This window comes from Tatumella ptyseos ATCC 33301 (assembly GCF_000735525.1).
Classification (GTDB): Bacteria; Pseudomonadota; Gammaproteobacteria; order Enterobacterales; family Enterobacteriaceae; genus Tatumella; species Tatumella ptyseos.
In genome coordinates this window covers 70,876-92,885 of the sequence record NZ_JMPR01000004.1, presented here as the reverse complement: position 1 = coordinate 92,885, position 22,010 = coordinate 70,876, and the positions used below count along the sequence as shown (strand labels likewise).

Annotated in this window: 17 protein-coding genes; 9 read left to right on the top strand and 8 right to left on the bottom strand. The window is 50.2% G+C overall.

Features of this window, described 5'->3' with window-relative positions; genetic code table 11:
• The first annotated feature begins 273 nt into the window (after window positions 1-273).
• Entirely contained in the window at window positions 274-1,599 is a 1,326-nt protein-coding gene (locus GTPT_RS00510) for a DUF3100 domain-containing protein (protein WP_029991081.1), read from the top strand.
• A 66-nt stretch (window positions 1,600-1,665) separates the two neighbouring features.
• Here the strand turns inward: GTPT_RS00510 and GTPT_RS00505 are convergent, their stop codons facing one another.
• Window positions 1,666-3,048, bottom strand: coding sequence for a M20/M25/M40 family metallo-hydrolase (locus GTPT_RS00505; RefSeq protein ID WP_029991082.1), 1,383 nt, complete (start codon window positions 3,046-3,048; stop codon window positions 1,666-1,668).
• 511 nt (window positions 3,049-3,559) lie between these two features.
• Here GTPT_RS00505 and GTPT_RS00500 point away from each other — a divergent pair.
• Complete coding sequence (locus GTPT_RS00500) at window positions 3,560-4,219, top strand: DUF421 domain-containing protein (RefSeq protein ID WP_029991084.1); 660 nt, start codon at window positions 3,560-3,562, stop codon at window positions 4,217-4,219.
• Window positions 4,220-4,411: 192 nt separating this feature from the next.
• On the opposite strand, the gene GTPT_RS00495 is transcribed toward GTPT_RS00500, so the two are convergent.
• From GTPT_RS00495 to GTPT_RS00485, 3 genes are all read right to left on the bottom strand, one after another.
• Window positions 4,412-5,233, bottom strand: coding sequence for an alpha/beta fold hydrolase (locus tag GTPT_RS00495; protein ID WP_029991085.1), 822 nt, complete (start codon window positions 5,231-5,233; stop codon window positions 4,412-4,414).
• A 259-nt stretch (window positions 5,234-5,492) separates the two neighbouring features.
• A complete protein-coding gene (locus GTPT_RS00490; protein ID WP_051170873.1) occupies window positions 5,493-6,923 on the bottom strand; it encodes an APC family permease in 1,431 nt (476 codons plus the stop codon).
• Window positions 6,924-6,950: 27 nt separating this feature from the next.
• Window positions 6,951-7,721, bottom strand: coding sequence for a carbon-nitrogen hydrolase family protein (locus GTPT_RS00485; protein ID WP_081671484.1), 771 nt, complete (start codon window positions 7,719-7,721; stop codon window positions 6,951-6,953).
• Between the two features lie 666 nt (window positions 7,722-8,387).
• Here GTPT_RS00485 and GTPT_RS00480 point away from each other — a divergent pair.
• From GTPT_RS00480 to btsR, 5 genes are all read left to right on the top strand, one after another.
• On the top strand, window positions 8,388-10,121 hold the full coding sequence (locus tag GTPT_RS00480; protein ID WP_025903946.1) for a sulfatase family protein: 1,734 nt from the start codon (window positions 8,388-8,390) through the stop codon (window positions 10,119-10,121).
• A 60-nt stretch (window positions 10,122-10,181) separates the two neighbouring features.
• The gene (locus GTPT_RS00475) at window positions 10,182-11,390 is read left to right on the top strand and encodes an anaerobic sulfatase maturase (protein WP_029991092.1); all 1,209 of its coding nucleotides are present in this window, start codon (window positions 10,182-10,184) and stop codon (window positions 11,388-11,390) included.
• Between the two features lie 69 nt (window positions 11,391-11,459).
• The gene (locus GTPT_RS00470) at window positions 11,460-12,545 is read left to right on the top strand and encodes a porin (protein WP_029991094.1); all 1,086 of its coding nucleotides are present in this window, start codon (window positions 11,460-11,462) and stop codon (window positions 12,543-12,545) included.
• A gap of 292 nt (window positions 12,546-12,837) precedes the next feature.
• Complete coding sequence (locus tag GTPT_RS00465; RefSeq protein ID WP_025903949.1) at window positions 12,838-14,529, top strand: sensor histidine kinase; 1,692 nt, start codon at window positions 12,838-12,840, stop codon at window positions 14,527-14,529.
• Window positions 14,523-15,251 (top strand): two-component system response regulator BtsR, encoded by a 729-nt coding sequence (gene btsR, locus GTPT_RS00460; RefSeq protein ID WP_025903950.1) that lies wholly within the window; start codon window positions 14,523-14,525, stop codon window positions 15,249-15,251. The genes GTPT_RS00465 and btsR overlap by 7 nt, the downstream gene beginning before the upstream one ends.
• A gap of 157 nt (window positions 15,252-15,408) precedes the next feature.
• Here the strand turns inward: btsR and GTPT_RS00455 are convergent, their stop codons facing one another.
• Both GTPT_RS00455 and GTPT_RS00450 read right to left on the bottom strand, forming a co-directional pair.
• Window positions 15,409-15,609 carry a YbdD/YjiX family protein gene (locus GTPT_RS00455; protein WP_025903951.1) on the bottom strand — a complete coding sequence of 67 codons (201 nt, stop codon included), beginning with the start codon at window positions 15,607-15,609 and terminating at the stop codon, window positions 15,409-15,411.
• A 52-nt stretch (window positions 15,610-15,661) separates the two neighbouring features.
• Window positions 15,662-17,815 carry a carbon starvation CstA family protein gene (locus tag GTPT_RS00450; RefSeq protein WP_029991138.1) on the bottom strand — a complete coding sequence of 718 codons (2,154 nt, stop codon included), beginning with the start codon at window positions 17,813-17,815 and terminating at the stop codon, window positions 15,662-15,664.
• On the opposite strand from GTPT_RS00450, the gene GTPT_RS17710 reads away from it, so the two are divergent.
• Window positions 17,804-17,995, top strand: a complete 192-nt coding sequence (locus tag GTPT_RS17710) for a hypothetical protein (protein WP_145959559.1) — start codon at window positions 17,804-17,806, stop codon at window positions 17,993-17,995. The genes GTPT_RS00450 and GTPT_RS17710 overlap by 12 nt on opposite strands.
• A gap of 398 nt (window positions 17,996-18,393) precedes the next feature.
• Window positions 18,394-19,191 carry an SDR family oxidoreductase gene (locus GTPT_RS00445; protein WP_025903966.1) on the top strand — a complete coding sequence of 266 codons (798 nt, stop codon included), beginning with the start codon at window positions 18,394-18,396 and terminating at the stop codon, window positions 19,189-19,191.
• A 71-nt stretch (window positions 19,192-19,262) separates the two neighbouring features.
• On the opposite strand, the gene GTPT_RS00440 is transcribed toward GTPT_RS00445, so the two are convergent.
• Window positions 19,263-20,981, bottom strand: a complete 1,719-nt coding sequence (locus GTPT_RS00440; protein WP_038010614.1) for a solute:sodium symporter family transporter — start codon at window positions 20,979-20,981, stop codon at window positions 19,263-19,265.
• Complete coding sequence (locus tag GTPT_RS00435) at window positions 20,981-22,009, bottom strand: aldo/keto reductase (RefSeq protein WP_029991134.1); 1,029 nt, start codon at window positions 22,007-22,009, stop codon at window positions 20,981-20,983. Before GTPT_RS00435 ends, GTPT_RS00440 begins: the two co-directional genes overlap by 1 nt.
• Window position 22,010 lies beyond the last annotated feature (1 nt).

Genomic DNA, 22,010 nt, shown 5'->3' with positions numbered 1-22,010 from the left:
TAATAAATGCCATGCTAAAACATAAAAACAAAATTAACTCCGTTCATTTTTGTATTTCTGCGTAAGAAAGGTGATTTGGTCAGGGATGGAACCCTCTTTTTTATTTTATTTATAATATTACCTTATGGTTTTACTTGTGTTCTGATTTTGGCAACAAACGAATTTCCTGGTTTGATTGTTATTTATTATCCTCTCACGTAGCTTTTATAAACGTTAAATCTTATTAACGTACGCTACGAATATAACGCGACGACCTAGGTCGGGGGGGAGTAAATGACTCATTTGGTTTGTGGTGGATTAAATTCTTCTAAGCATTTTTCAACTTCACTTGTTCTTTTTTGTTGGGCAGTTGTGGTTCTTGTTATCTCTGAATTCATAGGTCCTGTTGTTTTTAATATTCTTAGTATTAAATTCATGCTCCTCCCTATGATTTGGGCTCTGATCGCAGGTGCATTGATTGGAATTGCAGGTAACAAATTTAAATATCCTTTATTTATCAGAACAGAGCACCAAAATCTGGCATCTGAATTATTACAGCCAGCATTACTTTTTTTTACGGCCAAACTCGGATTGGTAGTAGGGCAGGAAATTCCTGTGATCATTTCAGCAGGATGGGCTCTTTTATTTCAGGAAGTTGGTCATTTTCTGGGGACTATCATACTTGGGATGCCATTAGCTTTATTGTTGGGTATCAAACGGGAGGCAATTGGAGCAACCTTCTCTGTCGGGCGTGAACCTAATTTAGCAATTATTAGTGAAAGATATGGGATGAACTCTCCTGAAGGTAGAGGAGTGATGGCTGAATATATTACAGGCACTTTACTAGGTTCTGTTTTTATTTCAATTGTGGCAGGTGTTATGACCGGCCTGCACTTATTCGACCCCCGATCCCTTGCCATGGCGTCCGGAGTGGGTTCAGGAAGTATGATGGCTGCTGCTTCAGGAACAATTGCAGCACAATTAGATGCGAAAAGTGCTCAAGATATTATGGCACTGGCTGCAGCATCTAATCTCATAACCAGTACTTTCGGGACATATTTTACTCTATTTATTTCATTGCCGCTCGCTATTTTCACCTATAAATTTCTTGAGCCTATATTAGGGCGGACTAGCCGTATAGATGAAAAGAGTAGCCAGTTAAGTGATAATCTCCTGCAGGGAAACACTAAACTGCCATGGAGATGGAAAATACTGGCCTGGGGCATGACAGCGGTTCTGTCCTTACTTTCAGGGTTTATCGGATCACATCAGGTATCATTGACAATGGTTGTGGGGTGTTTACTTCTGGTAATTATTTCAATGATCGGGGATTGTATGTATTTCTTATTAAGAGGAAAAATCCCATCTGTTTGCATAGTTTCTTTAATTGCAATGTTGATTACTTCGCCATGGTGCCCATGGGAAAAATATATTTTATCATTTACCGGAAGTATAAGTACATTGTTTATCATAACACCAATGTTAACTTTGGCCGGTTTATCAATAGCACGAGATTTAGCTGAGTTCAGGAAGCTTGGTTGGCGGATAATTTTAGTATCCTTAATGTCTAACCTGGGTACTTTCGTTGGTTCTGCTGTCATTGCTGAAATTTTTCTCTAGTTACTGTGGAAAGTGAATGACTCAGAATGAGATACCCTCGATATATTTTTAGGGTATCTCATTAATTTATTCAGCTAAATCCCAAAAAAGTCCGGTCATTATCTGTAAACCCTCCTGAATTATTGTTGTTAGTAAATGCTCATCCGGAGCATGTTGTGCACAGGATGGGTAGGAATGAGGGATCCATAATGTGGGTAAACTCAGTACGTCAGAAAACGCAGCATTAGGTATTGAACCCCCAAGGTTTGGCAGGATTGTGATTTTTTTGCCCAGGCTGTCTTCCATAGATTTTTTTGCCCGTATCACCCAGGAGTTATTTTGATTCAATCGGGTTGCCTGCATAAAGTGTGACTTATCTTCATACAGGGTGATATCATTAATCCCCTCTTTTTTAAGTGTATTTCGGATGGCGGTGAGAAATTTTAGTGGATCACTTTCTGTAACATACCGGATATGGCAGTAGGCTTTAGCTGATCCTGATATTGCATGTGTGGGGGTAACCGGATTACCTGAATCCAGTGCCAGAACACTGAATGAGTTCCAGCCATAGAGTTTTTCACTCAGACTGAGTCCAGGTTCTCCCCATTGTTCAAAAATGTCGGGTGAACTGTTTGAAATTGATGGGCGTATTTCTATGCTACTCAAAGAATTCTTCACGTCTTCAGGTATTTCTTTAGGTTTTAACTCCTGTATTTTTATTCGACCATTATGATCCACGATACATGAAATAGCATTTGATAATATAATCCCCGGGTCTTTAATAATTCCGCCCCAATTCCCGGAGTGGAAGTCCTTATCTCTTAACTTTACTTCCATACAAAAATTGAAAACACCACGAGACCCTAAGTATAGTGTAGGAATGTTATCGGCTATCCGAGGTCCATCAGAAGCAATAAAAACATCTGCTGCAAGCAGTTTTTTGTTTTCGGAGCAAAAGTCGATAATTCCAGGAGAGCCATTTTCCTCTCCCATTTCTAATAGTATTTTTATGTTTAATCCTATGTTACCTTTTTTTAATTCAATGATGGATTTAAGGGATAATATATTTATAAGGTGTTGACCTTTATTATCTGCAGTGCCGCGGCCATAGATTTTATTATCTTCTGATGAAATATGCCATGGCGAGCGCCCATCCCCCCAGCGTTCATCCATTCCATATATGACATCGCCATGTCCGTACAGTAGTATTGTGGGAAGTTTTTCATCTTCGAAACGATGCCCTACCATAAATGGAGGTTTACCACTGACAGGGTTTTCATAAGATTTGCATACAAAATCCATATCAGTAAGCAGTGGCATCATGAATTCATGAATATAGGCATATAAATCTGTTTGGTTTTCTTCTGCCTGACTGAGCGTTCTCATATTGACTGCCTGAGAAAGTATTTTTAGGAATGTTCCACTTTCATAGTATTCCATAATGGAATTAATAGCGTCGTGTTTTTTCATTTTATTGACATCCAAATGTTGATGTTAATTTCTATTTTATATTCTTTAAAATGTTGAACGTCATATTATTTTTTTATGGGCTGGTTTTTAAATGATTTTCACTTAATGTTATTGAAGGCGAATGAATTTTACACGCCATATAAGTTATTTTATTCTTTTTTACCTCTCCCAGTGATACCTTTCATTGTTTTTAACGGATATTTTAAAACCTCTGTTATATGTGAGAGAAAGCATCAGATAAGGGTATTCGCGGATAGATGATATAGTTAAGAGAAGAATTAATTTAGTGTTTTTCTGCCTCTGTAAGCTCCGTGTCTGCCTGGTATTAACCATGTCCGGTTTTCCTCAAATTGAAAATATAGAATTTTTTCTGTATTTTTACTATACTGGGGCGGACAGATATTCAGAAACTCCGCTGTATTTTTGTTGATTTTATGTTTCATTTTTGTTTTGTGTTTGGGTTGTTTATTGTCAGGGTGATTATAGGCTGTTTTCACTACGGGATGTGACTATGGAATATTATGCAATTGTTCTGTTGAAATTCGTGATCGGTTTTGTGGTAGTGATTTCACACCTTAACTTTTCAGGGAAAACGCAACTGTCCCAAATGACGCCGGTAGATTTTATCGGTAACTTTGTGCTGGGGGGGATCATCGGGGGGGTGATCTACAGTGATGCTATCCCGATGCATCAATATATTCTGGTGCTGTTGATCGGCGTGATGCTGATTTCACTGCTGAACTGGGTGAGTAAGCATATCTGGTTTTTCCGGACGTTTACTATCGGAGAGCCGATCCCTATCATCAAAAATGGTAAGTTCCTGATGGATAATATCCTGCGCAGACGCAATAAAATCGATATTATCAATGTGGCTTCGCAACTGCATTCCCAGGGGATCCACTCCTTCCAGGAGATACGTTACGCACAGATCGAGCCGAGCGGTTCACTGTCTGTGGTGTGTGAGGGCAGCAAGATGCCGTCAATTATCGTGATGAAAGATGGCCGGCCAAGAACGTCAGAACTGAATATTATTAATAAAGATGAAGAGTGGCTGGATGCCAAACTCGAAAACCTGAATATCCAGCGCAGCGATGTATTTATCGTTGAGTTCTGGGATGGCAGTCTGAACGTTGTCCTGCATGACGGGCAGGTGACACGGGACGTCGCCTGACGCGACTGCCCGGGCGGTAGTCGCCTACGCAGAAAGTGATAAAGAAGAATACTGATATTTGTCTGCGACTCTGTACGGGTATCACTGACTTGCTGTCCATGGCAGCGGTGTATCTGCACCGGCAACGGGCACGGTGCTTGTCAAAGGCCCTCTTTTCAGGCAGTTGTACAACGAGGGCCTTTTCTGTGCGGATTACAGTGTCTGCAGAAACGCCAGCAGATCATCATTCAGCTGTTGTGCGTGGGTCACGACAAAGCCATGAGGCGCATTATCATAAATCTTTAGTGAAGAATTTTTAATCATTTCAGCCGCCAGTTTACCGGTCGTTTCAAAGGGAACGACCTGGTCATTGTTGCCGTGGATCACCAGTGCCGGCACATCAATTTTTGCCATATCAGGGCGAAAATCGGTCTCAGAAAATGCCGTGACACACTCAACCGTTGCCTTCAATGATGCCAGTAAGGCGATATTTAGTGTCTGTGCCCGTATGCCATCAGACACTGTCTGCCCGGCATTTGCCCCGTAAAACGGAGTCGCAAAATCACTGATAAACTGCGCTCTGTCTTTCAGCAAGCCCTGGCGGATATTCCCGAAGACGGATGCGTCCACGCCTTCAGGGAAATCAGGTTTAGCCCCCAGTAACGGAGTCACTGCGCCCAGCAGAACCAGACCATCAATACGTGAGCTTCCGTAATGGCTGATATAGCGGGCAACATCCCCCCCGCCCATGGAAAAGCCGACCAGAGTGACGTCCTGCAGATCCAGATGAGTCAGTAAGTCATGAATATCGGAGGCCAGGGTATCGTAGTGATAACCCTGCCAGGGTTGTCCGGAACGTCCGAATCCCCGACGGTCAAAGGCGATGGCACGATAGCCGTTATCTGCCAGAAAATTGAGTTGCGTATCCCACATATCGCTGTCCAGAGGCCAGCCATGGCTGAATACGACCGGTTTCCCGGTCCCCCAGTCTTTAAAGTAGATCTGCGTGCCATCCTGAGTTTTAAAAGTACACATAGGTATCCTTTTCGCTAAGAGAGGGTTGCAGCAGGGCTGTGTTTCCGGGCCTGCCTGCCGGGGGGCGGGAAAAGCAGGTGATTTCCCGGCCAGTGAATAAAGTATAGCGTTTGCGGAATAACCCGCGTCAGGCGGCATCTTTTATTCTACGGAGAAAGCATCGGGGGGGAGGGATGAAACAGGATAAGACGGGATGAGAGTATGATCACTGGCATAAAAAAGCCCCGGAGCTGGCCGGGGCGCGTAGATGGCAACTCGCTTAAGACTCCATACCGGCTACCAGTAACTGTTGTTTATTTATGACCAGGTAACCCCCGACTAACGCCAGAACCGGGATCACGGCCAGCAGGGCACTGACCAGTATGCTGCCCCCGGTCAGGGTGGTGAAGTTAGAAAGCACCATGATCAGTGAAGCTGAAAGTGTCAGTACGGAAACCCCTGGCAGGACACGGGTTTTCCAGTGTCTTCCCTGAACCAGCGATTTGTTTTTATTGAAGAACACCACCACGGAAAGGCTGGTCAGTAGCATCAGTAAAACAATACCGACGGTGGCAATACCTGCCATATAACCGAATACCTGAGTCAGCGGCTGCAGTTTGCATAATGCACAGATAACAATCAGTACCAGCGCGGTGGCAGACTGAACCAGTGAGGCATTAGAGGGGGATTTATGCTGATGGTGAACCTCAGACAGGAACTTAGGCATATAGCCCTGACCGGACAGCACATATTTGTAGCGGGCTAACACATTATGGAAGCTCAGAACACAGGCAAAAATACTGCTGATCAGCAGCACCTGGATGATGTTACTTAACAGTGCGCCGTTATACTGACGGGCAATATCCAGCAGCATATTTCCGTTACCATTCAGCGTATTGTTAGCGACAGTCACCGCGTGGGAGGCACCGGTCGCTTCAACCATGGCCCAGGTAGAGAAGGTATAAAATACACCGATAATCACTACTGCCAGATAGGTGGCACGGGGAATGGTCTTACCGGGGTTACGGGATTCATCGCGGAAAATAGCCGTTGATTCGAAACCGATAAATCCGGTCAGGGCAAACAGTACCGCCATCCCTAAACCATGAGAAAAGGCCGTGGAAGGTTCGAATGAATCCAGGTTGATACCGCTGGCACCCCCTTTCGACAGAACGGAGAAGTTCATGATTAAAACCACTCCAATCTCCAGCACCAGCGCAATTCCCAGGATCTTTGAGCTGAGCTCAATATGACGGTAACCCAGAATAGCGACGGCGGCAATCGCCAGCACAGAGTACAACCACCATGGATGCGCGGTCCCTCCGTAATGTACCACCAGGTCATTAACGGCCCAGCCCATATAGCCATACACCCCGGCCTGAATGGTGGTGTACGTCACCAGTGCCAGCCAGGCGGCACCCATTCCTGCACGGAGGCCCAGACCCTGGGTAATGTAAGAATAAAAGGCACCGGCATCTTTCACATAGGGTGTCATTGAGACAAAACCGACCGCAAATACCAGCAGGATCAGCGAGGCGATAAGAAAGCCAAAGGGTGCTCCGGCGCCGTTACCGATGCCGATAGCCAGCGGCACATTGCCGCCGATCACTGTCAAAGGTGCTGCCGCGGCAATGACCATAAAGACGATGCTGCCAACGCCCAGATTCCCGCTGAGTCCGGCGGATTTTAGTGTCGATTTACTGTCACTCATACTGGTATCCTCTGAGTTTTGTATTATTCACAATATGTCGGTTCGCAGATCGGTCAGGTAAGGGTTATCCCGCTGTGCCTGAATCACCTGAGATGGATCTATCTGTGCGTAAAGCAGTTGTTCCTGAGTTTCTGAAGCCTGAGCTATCACCTGTCCGTCCGGGCCAGCCACCAGGCTTAACCCCACGTATTCCAGGTGTTCTTCCTGGCCTGTCTGATTAACGTAAGCCACATAGAGCTGGTTTTCCCAGGCCCGGGTGGCTATCAGATGTTTATTAACGAAGTCGAAAGGCTTCATCTGTGCGGTGGCGACGGCAACCAGATGTGCGCCTGCATTGGCAGCGGCACGAACGGTTTCCGGAAACTCGACGTCGTAGCAGATAAGTAATGCGATATTTACCCCGTTACAGGGAATGATGCAGACCGGTTGATCACCGGCGGTGAACTGACTTTTATCCAGCTCACCGAAGAGGTGTGTTTTGCGGTAAATCCCGGAAATTTCCCCCAGCGACGAAATAAAGTAACTGGCATTAAAGACCTTACCGTCCGCAGCCAGCGGGCCGCCTGCGATAATGGCTATCTGCCATTTACCGGCCAGCGCCTGCAGTGCTGCGAGGGGAAATGTCTCTGCCATCTCACGGGTACGTTCGTTAAGGACATATCCGGAAAGAAACATCTCGGGGGTGATGAGTAATGACGCGCCCTGACCTGCAGCTTCCTGTAACGCAGAATCCAGTCTGGCCAGATTCGCGGTGTAATCACAGTGGCTGCTCTGTGTTTGCCAGATAGCGATTTTCATTATTTCCCCTTTGAGCGTTGACAGAATTAATAAGCAATTAGCGTGCCAGTCATTCCGTCCCGGAGATTTTGTGTTAATACATAAGAAATTATTGAGAATACGGTGATATGAAGTGCAGGAGACGCTGCAAAATAAAAAAGGGAGAGAAATATGAGCAGGCCGGATGCCCCGGGTTGGTGCAGTCAGGCCGAATGCTCAATAACTGTGCACCAGGGGAGGGCAATGAAAAATATCCACTCCAGATCTGCCGGAGGGCTGCATCAGCTATTTCCGGGGGCAGAGGGCCTAAATAAATTTCCATCGCTCTGTACTTAATAAGAATAAGATAACTGATTAACTGATTAACTGATTAACTGATTAACTGATTAACTGATTAACTGATTAACTGATTAACTGATTAACTGATTAACTGATTAACTGATTAACTGATTTCGTTGCGGGATATTTTTATAGCATTGGTGATTTTCCTCACATTAAAAATATATCAGTCTGCTACTGTCTGAACCACCTGAATTGAGTCAGGCAGATTATTAAGATCAACGCGAATTCATCGCGCTCTCTTCTATGAGTAATAAAAATAAATCAGGAATATTTCAGCCAGGGTATTGGCTAATTATAACCTGTATTCATTCAATGAATACGGGTAATTGATAAAGGACGCTATCAATGATGAAACCTCTTTTATTGTCATCGATGATTACCGGAATGCTTATTGCCCCGTCAGTCAATGCAGTAAATACTCACTTCCAGCCACAAATTAGCAGTGACCGTCCCAATATTATCCTTATTGCTACCGAGGATATGAATGCCAGAATCGGAGCCTTTGGCGATAAGGTGGCCAATACGCCTAATCTGGATGCGCTGGCGAAAGAATCGGTCCGGTTTACCAATGCATTTACGATGGCGGGGGTGTCTGCACCTTCACGTGCAGGGCTGATTACGGGGGTATTTTCTCATACCATCGGGTTACAACATATGCGCACCGCAACAAGGCCGGAAGGGGCCTATGTCGGCGTGCCTCCCTCCTGGGTCAAAGGCTACCCTGAGTTACTGCGGCGCAGTGGCTACTTTACCTATAACGATACCAAGACCGATTACCAGTTTACCCGCGGGCATGCCGATGTGGGGCCGTTCTCATTATGGAGCGAGCACGGGGACTACGGCAATATGGACGATTTAAGGGTGCCGGTGGCCTGGCGTAACTACGATCTGCAGGGTAAGCCGTTCTTTATGAACTTTAACCCGCAAATTACCCACGAGTCGGCGCTCTTTAGCGACAATAATACGCCGCAAGGGTTTGAGTATATTACGAAAGTATGGAATGAACTCCGCTCACATTACCGGTATACACCGACTGACCCGGCCAATGTGGTCATTGAACCCTGGCTGGTCGATACCCCGGATACCCGCCAGGAACTGGCTCAGCTCTATGACAATGTTCAGGTGATGGATCAGCAGGTCGGTAATCTGATCCGGGCGCTGAAGAAAGATAAGCTCTGGGACAATACGATTGTTATCTTCACCGCCGATAACGGCGATGGTCTGCCGCGTAAAAAGCGGGAAGGTTATGATTCCGGAACCCATGTTCCGATGATGATCCATATCCCGGCGAAATACCGGCCGGCAGGCTGGCCTGCGGATGGTAGCAGCGATGACCGGCTGATTTCCTTTGAAGATCTCGCGCCGACCCTGCTTGGCTATGCCGGTGTGCAGGTACCTGACTATATGAAAGGTATTGATCTGTCGAAGGATAATGCGCCGCGACGTGAATATGTCTACGGTTCGAGAGGGCGGATGGATAATCTGAAAATGCGTTCGCTGTTTGTCAGAGATAAAAACTTCCAGTATGTGCGTAATCTGGATAGCACGCCGGGCGGTGCCAGTATCCCTTTCCGTAACGCATTACGCAGTATGCATGACCTGGTGAATGCGCAACAGAATAAGCAACTGAATCCGGCACAACAGGCCTGGTTTGAACCGCGTCCGGCCGAAGAGTTTTACGACCTCAGAAAGGATCCGGCGCAGTTAAAAAATGTCATTACCGACAGCGCCTATCGTGCAGAAATTGCCCGTTTTCGTCAGGCGATGGATGACTGGCGTGATCAGGGAAATGATACCAACCTGATCGATGAAGGACAGATGGTTACAGATCTGCTGGATACTCAGGGCCGGCAGCATGTCACCTTATCTCCGGTCGTTATGCAGGATGAGGTCAATCATAAGATCTACCTGAGTAACCGGACCGAAAATGCCTCTATCGGTTACAGCTGGGATGGTAAAACCTGGCAGCTTTATACCGGCGCGATCACACCGCGTTCAGATAAGTCAGTCCTTCATTTTAAAGCAGTGCGTTACGGCTGGCAGGAAAGTCCGTCAGAGCAATGGACGCCGGCACATTAATCCCCGCAGTGATGCAGTGTTGCCTGTACGGGCAGCACTGCCCGTAGACGGAAGCTGATCATGAATCGTCCTTTTGAGCATTTCCAGGTGATTGCCAAACCCTCCGGGTCGGTCTGTAACCTTGACTGTACTTACTGTTTTTACCTGGAAAAAGAGCGGTTATATCCGGACAGAAAAAACCACTGGAAAATGGATGACACCACGCTGGAAGCGTTTGTCCGGCAGAATATTGAGGCAGGGACCTCAGAGGTGGCGGAGTTTATCTGGCAGGGCGGTGAACCGACATTGATGGGCATTGACTACTTTGAAAAGGCCTTGGATCTGCAACAGCGTTATCGCGGCAACCGGCAAATTAATAACTATCTCCAGACGAACGGTATGTTACTGGACGATAGCTGGGCCCGTTTTCTGAAAAAACACCACTTTCTGGTGGGGATTTCTCTGGACGGTGACCGTGTCAGTAATGACCGCTGGCGTCAGACCCGCGCAGGAAAGAGCAGCTATGAGAGCGTGCTGGCCGGCATCCGCGTACTGAGGCAGCACGGCGTGGCGTTCAATACATTAACGGTGGTTAATGCAGAGAATGTCAGGCGTCCGCTGGAAACGTACCAGGCGCTGAAACGGGCCGGCAGCCGTTATATTCAGTTTATCCCGCTGGTGGAAAGAGCCGCGAATAAGCCAGGCCCGGACGGACTGACGCTGATATCACCGGATTTCACCGGACAGAGCGAGGTGACTCCCTGGTCGGTTCCGGCACAGGCATATGGCCGGTTTCTGAACAAAATTTTTGATCACTGGCTGCTGAATGACACGGGCAGTGTGTTTGTGATGAATTTTGAACAGACGATGACACAACTGGCCGGGGGACAGGGATCCTGCGTCACTGCGCCGACCTGTGGTGCGAACCCGGTGATGGAAGCGAACGGGGATGTCTATTCCTGCGATCACTTCGTCTACCCGCAACACCGGCTGGGAAACATACATCATTCGGATCTCCGGGATCTGATCAACTCTGAACAGAATATCCGCTTCGGCCAGCATAAACTCCGTCACCTCGACCCTGACTGTCTCCGTTGTACGTTCCGGCCACTCTGCCATGGAGGGTGCCCGAAACACCGGTTTGAACAGACGAATAAAAACTATTTATGTGCCGGTTATAAAGAATATCTGCGGCATTGTTTACCTTCAATGGACATTATTCTTTCACTACTTAAATCAGGGAGGTCTCCGCAAAAAATAAAACGCTATTTCAGACACCACACCGCATAACAATAAAATTAACGCAACAGGATAGGTTGCAAAATAACATAAATAAATATTATTTCAGGATGAATTAATATGATGACGATTAAAAATACTTTCGGGGTAATGCTGTTAGCCGGACTGTCCTCTTTTCAGATGAATGCTCATGCTGTACCGATTTATGATCAGGGCGGAAACCGGGTGCATCTTGACGGACGTGTACTGGGGCGTCACTTCTTCAGTCAGAATAAGGCGATGAGTGGCGATGCGGTCATAGCCCGTATTAATTTATGGGCAGAAACCGACATCAATGATCAGATGTACGGTTACAGCCGTTTCGAACATGATTTCCGGGCAAATAAGGCCGAAAGTGAGCCTGGGGAAGATTATACCCGTTATGCCTATGTCGGTATCTCGGCCGGAGAATATGGGTATTTCGATTACGGAAGGAATGACAGTGTTTTTTATGATGTTGTACGCTGGACGGATATTTTCCCTGTCTGGGGTGCGGGTTCTTTTTCTATTGATAACTTCCTGTCACGCCGCAGTTCCGGCTCTTTTTCCTACCATAACCGGGATCTTTTTACTCTGGTGAAAGGGCTGGAAGCCGGTTTCCAGTTTCAGGGGAAAAAAGAAGGTAATACCCCGGCGCTGAAACAGAATGGCAACGGTTATGGTATGTCTTTGACGTATAAAATCCCGGATACCGGTATTTCTCTTGGCGGGTCCTATATCCGTTCGTCGCGGACGGATGCACAGAAAAAACTGGCGCTCGGTAGCGGGGACAATATGGAAGCGTGGGTGGCCGGGACAAACCTGGAACACGCCCCTTTTTATGCGGCCGTATTGTATTCAGAAAGCCGTAATTTGAACCCGGTCCGTAGCAGCGCGCTAAATATTTCCGGGTTTGCGAACAAAGCCAAAAGTTTTGAAGCGGTAGCCTCCTGGAATACACCTCTGAGCATTACGGCATCTGCCGGATATATACAATCGCGGGGGGAAGGTCTTGAATCCATCGGTAATGCCTGGCTGGATAAAGCATTGGTATTTTTCGCCGCCTATCCGTTTAATGATAACTTCCGGATCACCACGGAATATAAAAAGAGCCTGCTGAAGAAAGATAATGCGCTTCGTCTGGCAAATCAGGATGCGGTAGCCGTTACCATGATCTATGTCTTCTGAGGCCCGTCCCGGAAATCATACCGACAGGCACGGGTCCTGAGCAGGCATTTGACGGAAATGCGGCGATATGGACCCGTTCAGGGCTAAGGTGTTGCATACAGGCTCCGGTTAATGAAACAAGAGATCAATGGTGCAGATTTCTGCGGTGACAGAGGGCAATCCTCAGCGCTGTCACATAAATCTTTTGCGGTACTGACTGACGAAAAGCCGTGGTAAATTTCGGCGCTGGCGCAAAGAAAGGCCTGTCCGGAAACGCTATGCTCGCAATTTGTCAGAGACAGGGCGATTGCAGATGCATGAAATACGTTTGATATTACTGTTGTTACAGCAAATGTGTGTCTTTCTGGTCATCGCCTGGCTGATGAGTAAGACGCGCCTGTTTATTCCGCTGATGCAGGTGACGGTGAGGTTTCGCCATAAGCTGCTCTGCTATATCACTTTTTCTTTCTTCTGTATTGCCGGAACCTATTTCGGCCTGCATATCGATGATTCCATTGCCAATACGCGGGCTATCGGTGCGGTGATGGGGGGGCTGCTCGGGGGGCCTTCGGTGGGGATCCTGGTCGGACTGACCGGTGGTCTGCATCGCTATTCTCTGGGAGGAATGACTGCCGTCAGTTGCATGATCTCAACGGTGATCGAGGGGCTGCTGGGTGGCCTGCTGCATCGGTATCTGGTTCGCCGTGAGCGGGCAGATAAAATCTTCAGCCCGCTGACCGCCGGGCTCATTACTCTGCTGGCTGAGCTGGTACAGATGCTGATTATTTTGCTGATTTCGCGGCCTTATACGGAAGCGCTCTCATTGGTCAGCGATATTGCCGCCCCGATGGTTATCACAAATACGGCGGGTGCGGCGCTATTTATGCGTATCCTTTTGGATAAACGTGAGATGTTTGAACGATACACCTCCGTATTTTCTGCGACGGCATTACGGGTTGCCGCTGCCACTGAAGGGATATTACGGCAGGGATTTAATCAGGAAAATAGCCTGAAAGTCGCTCAGGTCCTGCACCGGGAGCTGGATATCGGTGCCGTAGCGATAACCGACTGTGAGAAGCTACTGGCCTTCACCGGGATCGGCGATGATCATCATCTGGCCGGGCGGCCGGTATCGTCTGATCATAGCCGCCGTGCCATTGAAACCGGTAACGTCGTCTATGCTGACGGTAATGAGGTGCCTTACCGTTGCCGGATCAGCCCGCAATGCCGGCTCGGATCCTCACTGGTGATCCCGTTACAGGGAGAAAACCAGCGGATCATCGGCACCATTAAGCTGTATGAAGCGAAAAACCGCTTATTCAGCTCGATCAATCGCACTCTGGGAGAAGGGATCGCCCGGCTATTATCCGCACAGATCCTTGCCGGTCAGTATGAACGCCAGAAAGCTCTGCTGGCGCGCTCAGAGATTAAACTGCTGCATGCCCAGGTCAACCCTCACTTTCTGTTTAATGCGCTGAATACCTTACAGGCGGTGATCCGCCAGGACAGTCAGCGGGCCGGTTTACTGGTGCAGGATCTGTCGACCTTCTTTCGTAAAAACTTAAAACGCTCGTCAGAAATTGCAACTCTGGGCGATGAGCTGGAACATGTGCAGGCTTATCTGCAAATTGAGCAGGCGCGTTTTCAGTCAAAACTGAAAGTGACCCTGCAGATCCCGGAGGAATTACGTCATTACCGGTTGCCGGCATTTATTCTGCAGCCGCTGGTGGAAAATGCGATCAAACACGGGACATCACGGCTGTTCGGGGTCGGGGAAATTACTATCTTTGCCCGCCGTCAGCCACTGTGTGTGGAAGTGACCGTGCAGGATAATGCCGGTCTTTATCTGCCGGATAATCATCACGGGCAGGGGATGGGTATGGGGCTGGCTGATAAACGACTGAAAGCAAAATTCGGCAATGATTACGGGATTACGGTGACAGTGGACAGTGAACGCTATACCCGCGTCACGCTTCGCTTACCGGCGGAGACCGGGCCATGCTGACGGTATTGATCGTGGATGATGAACCCCTGGCACGGGAAAATCTGCGGGTGTTACTGCAATCATTCCCGGATATTGAGATTGCCGGCGAAGCGGAAAATGCGATAGAGGCAATGGCGGCAATTAACCGTCTGCAGCCGCGGGTGGTTTTTCTGGATATTCATATGCCCCGTATCAGCGGGCTGGAAATGGCCGGGATGCTGGATACCCGGCAACGGCCCCATATTGTTTTTCTTACAGCCTATGATGAATACGCATTACAGGCCTTTGATGAGAATGCCGTTGATTACCTGTTAAAACCACTCCGGGCTGACAGACTCGAAAAAACACTACAACGCCTGCGGCAGGCAGAGGAGCCGCAGGATCTCAGCCGGATAGAGGTGACCCAGAGGCCGCTGAAATATATTCCCTGTAACGGTCTGAACCGTATTTATCTGCTGCCGATGGAAGACGTTGCCTGTGTCAGCAGCCGCATAGGGGGTATCTATGTGACCGGGCGGGATGGAAAAACCGGGACGACGGAGTTGACCCTGAGGACGCTGGAACGGCGGACCCCGTTGATCCGCTGCCACCGGCAACATTTGATCAACCTGGATCTGCTGAGTGAGATCCGCATGCATGAAAATCATCAGGGGGAGCTGGTGATGAAAAACGGACAGATCGTTCCGGTCAGCCGCCGTTATCTGAAGGTGCTGAAGGCGATCCTCGGGTTATCATCCCCGTGACGACCGGGCTGTCATACGGCCCGGTCATGACTTCTCTGCCCCGCCAGTTATGCGGGGACCGTCAGGCCGGGGAGGGTGATGCAGTCATTCGCGGGGAGCTCCTGGCGCTGGCCCCGCGGGGCAACCATGCCTGACAGTCGGTATTGATATTACCGCTTCAGCAGCAGCGCATTCCCCCCTTACCATTACCGCCATAGCGGGCCTGCTGACGTTCGCGGAAAAATTCTTTATAACTCATCACCGGCTGATCAGGATGTCTGAGCTGCATATGCGCCACATAGGTTTCATAATCTGGAATACCCACCAGCATTCTGGCGGCATGTCCGAGGTGTCTGGCTACCGAAGCTGCTTTACTCATCACTTCTCCTCCGTCACCGGCCCGGCAAACGCGGGCCGTGACCTTGCGTAATTTAATGGCCGGAGGTGGTTTTAACACCGCCTTCAGGGATCGGGACATAAGGGGTTTCTTTGTCGGTACGTTTCGGTATCCGGCTTGCCTGACGCCATATTTTCAGGCCGTAAATCATAATGCTGTAGACCACTACCAGGAACAGGATGCTCAGCCCGGCATTGGTGTAATTATTAATCACGATATGTTGCATATTGCTGACCTGTTCCGGCGTCAGGGAACTGCCCGCTACACGTAAACGTGACTGGTACTCCCGGGCCATATAGAAAAAGCCTTCCAGTTGCGGATTATTGCTGAACAGCTTCAGACCTAAGGCCCGGGTGGTACAGATCAGTAACCAGATGGCCGGCAGCAAGGGAACCCAGACATACCGTTGCCGTTTCATTTTGATAAGAATGACACAGCCCAGCATCAGTGCGACGGCGGCCAGCATCTGATTGGAGATACCGAACAACGGCCACAGACTCTTCACGCCACCCAGCGGGTCCACGACGCCCTGATACAGTAAATAGCCCCATAATCCGACGCAGCCGGCTGTACCGATAATACCGGCGGGCAGTGACTGTGTTTTTTTAAGGAAAGGAATAAAGTTACCGAGCAGATCCTGCAACATATAACGCCCGGAGCGGGTACCGGCGTCCAGAGCGGTCAGGATAAATAACGCCTCGAACAGGATCCCGAAGTGATACCAGAATCCCATATCCGCCATTGGCATAATTTTATGGAAAACTTCGGCAATTCCCACGGCCAGCGTCGGTGCTCCGCCGGCCCGGTTCAGTACCGACGGTTCCCCGATATTTTGGGCTGTTTGCAGGATCTGTTCCGGGGTGATCACAAATCCCCAGGAACTGACCGTGGCGGCTGCCCGGGCAGTCACCTCCTGTAGTTGTGCCATGATCAGCGGGGCATTATCGCCTCCCATCTGATGCAGATCAGGCATGGTGATCCCAAGGGTAGCGGGCGGGCTGTTCATCGCAAAATACAGACCGGGTTCGATCACCGAGGCCGCGACCAGAGCCATCATGGCCACAAAGGATTCCATCAGCATGGCACCGTAACCAATAAAACGGGCATCGTTTTCGTTGGCCAGTAGTTTCGGGGTCGTCCCGGAGGCTATCAGTGCGTGAAACCCTGACACCGCGCCACAGGCGATAGTGATAAATAAAAACGGGAACAGAGCGCCTTTCCACAGCGGGCCGGAACCATCGATAAACGGCGTGACTGCCGGCATTTTCAGATCCGGGTTCAGGATCACAATCCCGGCAGCCAGACCGACAATCACCCCGATTTTCAGGAAGGTGGCCAGGTAATCTCTGGGGGCCAGGATCAGCCAGACCGGTAACAGTGCAGAGACAAAGGCATAGCCAATCAGGGTAAACGTGATGGTGGTATCTTTAAAGGTCAGTGCCGGGCCCCAGTAAGGATCATGGGCGATCACACCACCGAACCAGATAGAAAGCAGCAGCAATACCAGACCGATCACCGACACTTCACCCACACGACCCGGCCGTAAAAAACGCATATAAATCCCCATAAACAGGGCAATAGGCACGGTAGAGCATACCGTGAAAACGCCCCAGGGACTTTCGGCCAGTGCTTTCACCACAATCAGTGCCAGTACCGCCAGAATAATAATCATGATCAAAAAACAGCCGAACAACGCAATGGTCCCGGGGACCGGGCCCATCTCTTGTTTAATGATCTCTCCGAGGGATGCCCCGTTCCGGCGTGAGGAAATAAACAGCACCATAAAGTCCTGTACCGCCCCGGCCAGGACGACCCCGGAGAGCAGCCACAGCGTTCCGGGCAGGTAGCCCATTTGTGCGGCCAGCACCGGCCCGACCAGCGGCCCCGCTCCGGCGATGGCGGCAAAGTGGTGGCCGAACAGGACATAGCGGTTGGTCGGGACGTAGTTCAGACCGTCATTATTGAGTACGGCCGGGGTTGCCCGTGTCGGGTCCAGTTGCATGACTTTGCGGGCAATATAGAGACTGTAATAGCGATAAGCCACCAGATAGACAGACACCGAGGCGACGACCAGCCACAGGGCGCTGATAGTTTCACCGCGCCGTAATGCCACGATGGCAAGGCATCCGGCCCCGAGTATCCCTAAAAAAACCCAGGGAAGATGCCTGAGAAATTTATGTTTATCCATAAGTTATCCATACAGTTAGCTGATAAAGAAGTTAACGGTTCTGAGGTCTCCGGTCTGAGCCGGGGAGAGTGCCAGCCCGGTCAGTGGCGGCACTCCCATCCTGTCGGTTTTTGTTCGCAGGCGGGAAGAAAAGCGGGTCAGTGGCGATATAGCGGAAAAAGCGGTTACCGGGGGATATGAGTGGTTTTCTCCGGCGCGGAGAGCCAATAGATTTGTGATGAACGTCGCATCCGGTGGCAGACTTTCGGGTCAGGAAGAGGCTGCGGACCTGAAATATTAAGTATGATTTTCTGATTAAAAGAAAAACCGTGAGGGAGTTCACCCGGTGTGAACGGCAGGCTCCTGCGGAATAAAAGCCAGCACTATGCCGGGGGAACTAACTAACGCAAGGGCTGGCTCAAATATTGTTATGTTACTGACAGGTCATTATGTCAGCGAATTTGTCACTCTCTTACTGGTCTGTCGGGGGGCTGTCTGCCCGACCTGTCTCTTCGGTTTTTCCCTGTCTTTTTGAGTAACCGGCGGATCCGTGTCTACACTTAAGGGGATATTTTATTCTGCAGACACAGGAGTAATGGATGATTTTATCTCTGAAAAACCAGGTGGCGTTAATTACCGGTGCCAGTTCAGGTATTGGCTACGGATGTGCCGAAGCCCTGGCGGCTGCCGGTGCCAGCGTGGTGATTAATTACCGCAGCCAGCCTGAGCCGGCAGAAAAACTTGCCAGCAGCATTCGTGAAAAGGGCGGTCAGGCCATTACGGTGCAGGGGGATGTGTCAAAAGAAGAGGATGTCGAAAACCTGTTTGCGAAAACCCTCGAAGCCTTTGGTGCCCTGGATATTCTGGTGGCTAACTCCGGCCTGCAGCGGGATGCCATGATAGCCGATATGAGCCTCGCCGAGTGGCAACAGGTCCTGGATGTGAACCTGACCGGACAGTTTCTGTGCGCCCGGGCGGCCGTCCGGCAGTTCCGTCAACAGGATCGCGCGTCTGTCAGCCGGGCAAAAGGTAAAATTATTCATATGAGCTCGGTGCATCAGTTGATCCCCTGGGCCGGTCATGCCAACTACGCCGCCTCAAAAGGCGGGCTGGATTTGCTGATGCGTTCGCTGGCACAGGAGCTGGGTGAGGAGAAAATCCGTATTAATGCCGTTGCCCCGGGTGCCATCGCCACGGCGATTAATAAGGAAGCGACGCAGGGAGAGGCGGCCGAAAAACTGCTGGAATTGATCCCTTACGGACGTATCGGGGTGACCGAAGATATTGCCAACGCTGTCGTCTGGCTGGCCAGTGACCTGGCGGATTATGTGCACGGCACCACATTATTTGTGGATGGCGGGATGAGTCTTTATCCGGAATTCCGCGGTAACGGCTAACGACCTGCGGCCCCGTGGCTTACCGGGGCCGCAGGATCTGAAGGGCCGTGCGTGATCTCTGGGTGTGTGGCCTATGCCCGCAAGCCGTTACCGGCAAGCGGGCGCGATTTTGACCGCCGGGCGTAGCGCAGATGGGCGATCAACGCCAGACTCCAGACCAGCACCATCGCAATATACCAGCCTTGCTGTAAGTGCCCGCTCACCAGTCCGAGCGGGGAGAACGTCAGATACAGACTGACCAGTGCCGCAATCAGCGCGATACTCACCGGCACCGCATAGCGCCAGCCTACCAGTTCACTTCCGCTGTCAGGCAGGCGGCCTTTATTGCCCGAGGGCAGATAATGGTTCAGAGCAAACAGCAGTAACATTTCACAGGCAAATAATATCCCCATCAGATGAATAAAGCTGATCCCCCAGCGGGCATCCACGTTCAGTCCCAGAATAAAAATACCGTACAGCAGGGCATGAAACACCAGCACCACTTTTGCGGCGATGGCGGGCGGCCGGGAGACGAGAAAGGCAAACAGCACTATCGCAATGACCGGCATATTAAAGAACCCGGTGAAACGGCGTAACAGGGTGTAGATACCGTCCGGGGCATGGATTAACAACGGGGCACAGGCAATAGAGATAATGGCGACCAGCAGGGTCATTTGCTTACCGAAACGGATCTGTTGGCGGTCTGTGGCTCCGGGGCGGCGGTGCAGATAGAAGTCATAAGTCAGCAGCGTAGCAGACGCATTCAGTATGGCATTAAAGTGACTCATTACCGCACCGAGGATGATGGCGACAAAGAACCCTTTCAGCCACCAGGGCAACAGAGCAGCAATCAGGGCCGGATACGCCAGGTCCGACGAGACCAGCGGATGCCCGCGGAAATAGTGCCAGGCAATAATGCCGGGCAGCATCATCAGTAATGGCAGGATCAGCTTAAACGCCCCGGTGAGCAGAATACCTTTCTGTGCTTCCTCCAGTGAACGGGCGGCCAGGCTTTTTTGCATAATGGCCTGGTTGGTACACCAGTAAAACAGGTTGGCAAAAATCATCCCGGTAAACAGGGTGCTGAACGGCACACTGTCGTGGGCATTGCCGATCATATTCAGTTTTTGCGGATTCTGACGCAGAAGCTCGTGTACCCCTTCCTGAAAATGGCCGTGTCCCAGCGCGATAAAGCCGAGCACCGGGACCAGGAAAATGATCGCCAGCAGAAACACACCATTGATAGTATCGGAAACCGCAATCGCCCGCAGCCCGCCGAACACGGCATAGGCCGTCCCGATGGCTCCGGTCAGACAGATCATGGCGACCAGGCTGCTCTGATAACTGATCCCCAGCAGTTGCTGAACATTAAAGATTTTCTCCAGCGTCAGCGCCCCGAGGTAGAGTGATGAAGGGCATAACACCAGGGTATACGTCATCAGCAGCAGAATACTGACAATTTTGCGGGCGGTCCGGTCATAACGGGATTCAATAAACCCGGTCAGGGTGGTAAAGCCGCTTTGCATATAGCGGGGAAGGAAGAACAACGCCAGCGCGATAATGGCAATAATGGCCGTGGCTTCCCATGCGATGGCACTGAGATTATGCAGGTAGGCATCGCCGTTCAGGCCGATCAGTTGATCAACGGACACATTCGTCAGCATCATGGAACCGGCGATAAAACCGAAGCTCAGCTTGCCGCTGGCCATAAAATACTCCCTGGCACTGGTATTTTTGATCCGCCGTGTCAGCCAGGAAGAGATCAGAATGATCAGCAACAGCGTTGCCAGGGTAGTTATCAGTGTAAACATCAGGCCTCCGGTCGGGGGTCGTTGATCCTGCCAAACAGGCTGCTGCCATCGATGGCATAGTGGTCGATGGCCTGCAGTTCACGGGGGGTAAAGTCGGTATTTTCCAGCGCCTGCAGATTGTGCTGCAGTTGCGCCACCGAGCTGACACCGGTCAGCGCGGAAGTCACTTCCGGTAAGCGGAGAACCCAGGCCAGCGCCATCTGTGGCAGGGATTGTCCACGCTGTCGGGCGATGGCCTCCAGCCCCGCAATCCGGGTGTAATTCTGCTCACTCAGTTCACGCTGATCGATACTGGCGCGTGGCTTATCCGCCGGAGTGGCGGCGGTGTATTTACCGCTCAGTAATCCCTGGGCGAGGGTACTGAAGGCAATGATCCCGGTGCCCTGTGCGGCACAGGTTTCCAGCAGGTTTTGCTCAATCCAGCGGTTGAACAGGTTATAGGCCGGCTGATGAACAATCAGTGGCACATGCCACTGACGTAACAGGCGTGTGATTTCCCGCGTCTGTGCAGAGGGGTAAGAGGAGATCCCGACATACAGGGCTTTCCCCTGGCTGACCGCGGTGGCTAATGCCGAGGCGGTCTCTTCCAGCGTTGTGTCCGGGTCATAACAGTGAGAGTAGAAGATATCCAGGTAGTCCAGGCCCAGTCGCTGCAGGCTCTGGTCAAGGCTGGCCAGCAGGTATTTGCGTGAACTGCCGCCTTGTCCGTAAGGCCCGGGCCACATGTCATACCCGGCTTTACTGGAGATGATCAGTTCATCGCGGAACGGGCGGAGATCTCTGCGGAAAACCTCACCGAAATTCTGTTCGGCGCTGCCATAAGGGGTTCCGTAATTATTCGCTAAATCAAAATGGGTTATCCCGGCATCGAATGCGCTGTGCAGCAGGGCACGCTGTTGTTCCCGGGTGGTGTTATCACCGAAGTGTTGCCATAAACCGAGGGAGATCCGCGGCAGTTTCAGGCCACTCTGACCACAATACCGGTAAGGCATGTCCTGATAACGCTGTTTTGCAGGCTGGTAATGCATA

What these genes read in the sequence shown, in the direction of transcription:
- GTPT_RS00445 (WP_025903966.1), top strand. Translation starts at nt 18,394, where the DNA reads ATGATTTTATCTCTGAAAAACCAGGTGGCGTTAATTACCGGTGCCAGT.
- GTPT_RS00510 (WP_029991081.1), top strand. Translation starts at nt 274, where the DNA reads ATGACTCATTTGGTTTGTGGTGGATTAAATTCTTCTAAGCATTTTTCA.
- GTPT_RS00475 (WP_029991092.1), top strand. Translation starts at nt 10,182, where the DNA reads ATGAATCGTCCTTTTGAGCATTTCCAGGTGATTGCCAAACCCTCCGGG.
- GTPT_RS17710 (WP_145959559.1), top strand. Translation starts at nt 17,804, where the DNA reads ATGTTTATCCATAAGTTATCCATACAGTTAGCTGATAAAGAAGTTAAC.
- GTPT_RS00495 (WP_029991085.1), bottom strand. Translation starts at nt 5,233, where the DNA reads ATGTGTACTTTTAAAACTCAGGATGGCACGCAGATCTACTTTAAAGAC.
- GTPT_RS00435 (WP_029991134.1), bottom strand. Translation starts at nt 22,009, where the DNA reads ATGCATTACCAGCCTGCAAAACAGCGTTATCAGGACATGCCTTACCGG.
- GTPT_RS00490 (WP_051170873.1), bottom strand. Translation starts at nt 6,923, where the DNA reads ATGAGTGACAGTAAATCGACACTAAAATCCGCCGGACTCAGCGGGAAT.
- GTPT_RS00455 (WP_025903951.1), bottom strand. Translation starts at nt 15,609, where the DNA reads ATGAGTAAAGCAGCTTCGGTAGCCAGACACCTCGGACATGCCGCCAGA.
- btsR (WP_025903950.1), top strand. Translation starts at nt 14,523, where the DNA reads ATGCTGACGGTATTGATCGTGGATGATGAACCCCTGGCACGGGAAAAT.
- GTPT_RS00465 (WP_025903949.1), top strand. Translation starts at nt 12,838, where the DNA reads ATGCATGAAATACGTTTGATATTACTGTTGTTACAGCAAATGTGTGTC.
- GTPT_RS00440 (WP_038010614.1), bottom strand. Translation starts at nt 20,981, where the DNA reads ATGTTTACACTGATAACTACCCTGGCAACGCTGTTGCTGATCATTCTG.
- GTPT_RS00480 (WP_025903946.1), top strand. Translation starts at nt 8,388, where the DNA reads ATGATGAAACCTCTTTTATTGTCATCGATGATTACCGGAATGCTTATT.
- GTPT_RS00470 (WP_029991094.1), top strand. Translation starts at nt 11,460, where the DNA reads ATGATGACGATTAAAAATACTTTCGGGGTAATGCTGTTAGCCGGACTG.
- GTPT_RS00485 (WP_081671484.1), bottom strand. Translation starts at nt 7,721, where the DNA reads ATGAAAATCGCTATCTGGCAAACACAGAGCAGCCACTGTGATTACACC.
- GTPT_RS00500 (WP_029991084.1), top strand. Translation starts at nt 3,560, where the DNA reads ATGGAATATTATGCAATTGTTCTGTTGAAATTCGTGATCGGTTTTGTG.
- GTPT_RS00505 (WP_029991082.1), bottom strand. Translation starts at nt 3,048, where the DNA reads ATGAAAAAACACGACGCTATTAATTCCATTATGGAATACTATGAAAGT.
- GTPT_RS00450 (WP_029991138.1), bottom strand. Translation starts at nt 17,815, where the DNA reads ATGGATAAACATAAATTTCTCAGGCATCTTCCCTGGGTTTTTTTAGGG.